The organism is Stenotrophomonas sp., from assembly GCF_032103445.1.
Lineage (GTDB): Bacteria > Pseudomonadota > Gammaproteobacteria > Xanthomonadales > Xanthomonadaceae > Stenotrophomonas.
In genome coordinates, this window is record NZ_DAMDFR010000063.1 from 22,194 (window position 1) to 25,365 (window position 3,172).

Annotated in this window: 2 protein-coding genes and 1 pseudogene; 1 reads left to right on the forward strand and 2 read right to left on the reverse strand. The window is 68.1% G+C overall.

Annotated features, from left to right (window positions below):
* Positions 1–141 precede the first annotated feature (141 nt).
* Both RT551_RS17405 and RT551_RS17410 read right to left on the reverse strand, forming a co-directional pair.
* On the reverse strand, positions 142–2,244 hold the full coding sequence (locus RT551_RS17405) for a copper-translocating P-type ATPase (RefSeq protein ID WP_313460893.1): 2,103 nt from the start codon (positions 2,242–2,244) through the stop codon (positions 142–144).
* Between the two features lie 92 nt (positions 2,245–2,336).
* Positions 2,337–2,735, reverse strand: coding sequence for a heavy metal-responsive transcriptional regulator (locus RT551_RS17410; protein WP_313460891.1), 399 nt, complete (start codon positions 2,733–2,735; stop codon positions 2,337–2,339).
* Positions 2,736–2,963: 228 nt separating this feature from the next.
* Between RT551_RS17410 and RT551_RS17415 the strand changes: the two are divergent.
* Positions 2,964–3,172, forward strand: a pseudogene (locus RT551_RS17415) (hypothetical protein); the annotation flags it as partial.

Genomic DNA, 3,172 nt, shown 5'->3' on the forward strand with positions numbered 1-3,172 from the left:
CGCTGACCTCCTGCATGCCATGCAGGCGCTCTCCCAGCTGAGCTATGGCCCCACGTCGTGAGGAGCGAAACTATAGCGATGGCGATTTCGCTTGGCAAGCGAAATTTGCACGCATTGCTTCATGTTCCGCATGAACTTCCGTCACGACCCTGTCTGCGCACCGGGCAGGCGCTGGAAGCGCAGTCGCAGGGCGTTGCTGATCACCGACACCGAACTCAGGCTCATCGCCAGCGCGGCCAGCATCGGTGACAGCGAAATGCCCAGCGGGAACAACACGCCGGCGGCCACCGGAATGCCCAGTCCGTTGTACAGGAAGGCAAAACCCAGGTTCTGGCGCATGTTGCGCACGCTGGCCTGGGAAAGCTGGCGTGCGCGCACGATGCCGCGCAGGTCGCCCTTCACCAGTGTCACCTGTGCGCTGGACATGGCCACGTCGGTGCCGTTGCCCATCGCAATGCCCACGTTCGCGCTGGCCAGCGCCGGTGCGTCGTTGATGCCGTCGCCGGCCATCGCCACCGTGCGTCCCTGCGCCTGCAGCGTGCGGATCAACGCCGCCTTGTCAGCCGGGCGCATTTCACCGTGCACCTCGTCCAGCCCCAGCGCGGCGGCAACGGCCTGTGCAGTGGCGGTGCCATCACCCGTGGCCATCACGATGCGCAGTCCGGCGTCGTGCAGCTGCTTGATCGCCTCGGCGGTGGACGCCTTGATCGGGTCGGCTACCGCCAGCAATCCGGCCAGTGCACCGTCCACGGCCAGGAACATCACGCTGGCTCCGCTGGCGCGCAGTTGCTGTGCATCGGCGTCCAATTCGGTGAGCGCAACGCCGTGTTCGTGCATCAGTGACACATTGCCAAGCAGCAGTCGTCGGCCGTCGACGCGACCCTGCACGCCCATGCCGGTGAGCGAGTCGAAGTCGTCCGGCGCAGCAAGTGCGATGCCGCGGCTGCGGGCTTCGGCCACGATGGCGGCGGCCAGCGGATGCTCGCTGCCCTGGTCGAGGCTGGCGGCCCAGCGCAGCACGTCGGTGTCGTTGAATGCGCCCGTAGCCTGCACGTTGCGGAATGCCGGCCGGCCTTCGGTGAGTGTGCCGGTCTTGTCCACCACCAGGGTGTCCACCTTGCGCAGTGCCTCGATCGCTTCGGCGTCGCGGAACAGCACGCCGTGCTGGGCGGCGCGGCCGGTGGCCACCATGATTGTCATCGGTGTGGCCAGCCCCAGCGCGCAGGGGCAGGCGATGATCAGCACCGCCACCGCGCTCAGCACCGCATGCGTCCACGACGGTTCAGGGCCGAACAGACCCCAGCCGAGCAGGGTCAAGACAGCCACCGCCAGCACCGCCAGCACGAACCAGTACGCCACCTTGTCGGCCATGCGCTGCATCGGCGCGCGCGAGCGCTGCGCCTGCGCCACCAGCTGCACGATCTGCGCCAGCATGCTGTCGTCGCCCACGCGTTCGGCCCGGATCACCAGGTTGCCGGTGCCGTTGAGGGTCGCGCCGATCACCGTGTCGCCGGCGGCCTTGCTGACCGGCACCGGTTCACCGGTCAGCATCGATTCGTCCACGCTGGACCGGCCTTCCAGCACTGTGCCGTCCACCGGCACCTTTTCGCCAGGGCGCACGCGCACCCGGTCGCCCGCCTGCACGTTCGCCAGTTCCACATCTTCTTCGTGGCCATCGTCGCGCAGCACGCGCGCGGTCTTCGGAGCCAGGCCAAGCAACCCCTTGATCGCCGCCGAGGTCTGCGCGCGGGCGCGCAGTTCCATCAACTGGCCGAGCAGGGTGAGCGAGATGATGACGGCGGCCGCTTCGAAGTACACCCCGACGTGGCCGTGCTGCTGGAACGACGGCGGGAACAGGCCGGGTGCCATCGTCGCCACCGCGCTGTAGCCATAGGCCGCGATCACGCCGGTGCCGATCAGGGTCCACATGTTCGGGCTGCGGTTGGCGATCGACTGCGCCCAACGCTGCAGGAACGGCCAGCCGGCCCACAGCACCACCGGCGTGGCCAGGGCGAACTCGATCCATACCCGCAGCGTGGGCGAAAGCCCATGCAGCAGTGGGGTCATGGCCAGCATGGCCAGTGACATCACCGCCACGCTCAGCGGCAGGCTCCACCAGAAGCGGCGGCGGAAGTCGGTCAGCTCCGGATTCTCGGCCTCATCCAGGCTGGGCATCATCGGTTCCAGCGCCATGCCGCAGATCGGGCAGGTACCGGGACCCTCCTGCACGATCTGCGGGTCCATCGGGCAGGTGTACAGCGTGCCCGGCGGAGGCGGGTCCTTCAGTACGGTCGGGGCGGCGTGGCCCTTGTGACTGCAGCAGCTGCCATGGGCGCTCATGCGCGGGGCTCCGTCAGTGCCGCCAGGATCGGGCAGGCCTCATTGGCCCCGTGCCCGGGGCAGGCATCCACCAGCTGCTTCAGCGCGCCATGCATGCGCTGCAGTTCGGCGATGCGTTGTTCGATGTCGTCCAGCCGGTGCACGGCGGTCTCGCGGACCTTGGCCACGTCGTGGTGGCGCTGATCGCTCAGTGCCAGCAGTTCGCCGATCTCCTCCAGGGTGAAGCCCAGTGCCTTGGCGCGGCGGATGAAGCGCAGTCGGGTGAGGTCGCTGTCGGAAAAGACCCGGTATCCCCCCGCGCTGCGCTGCGCGGTGGGCAGCAGGTGCTGGCGCTCGTAGTAGCGCACGGTGTCGATGGGCACCCCGGCCTGGCGTGCAAGTTGTCCGATGTTCATGGCGGTCCTGGAGAAGGCGTGCGGACAGTCTGCACCCTGGAGTCTGGTCAAGAGTCAAGGGTTGGCCGCCGGACGGGATGTCGCGTCCGGACCAGATTTGCAACAAGTTTCATAGCTGGCGCAGAGGGTGGTCCGTACGCTCCGTTCAATCGCCGCAAATCCTTGTTTCCACAGGGTTTGCCCTCGCCAAAACAGCCCGCCAGTGCAGCCGTTCCAGGAGCGTGACCCATGGATGCATCGCCCCCTTCGTCTTCGTCCCCGTCGAAGTCCCCTCTCCTGATGGAAGTGGGGGTGCTGGAATATCCCGGCAGCCTGCGACAGGCCGCCCCGGTCCTGTCCGAACTGGCCCAGCGCTGCAACCGGACGGCCGCGGCGGGCCGCCGCCCGGGGGCGCGGATGCTGGTCACCCGCTGGACCTTGTCCACGCGCGGCACCGG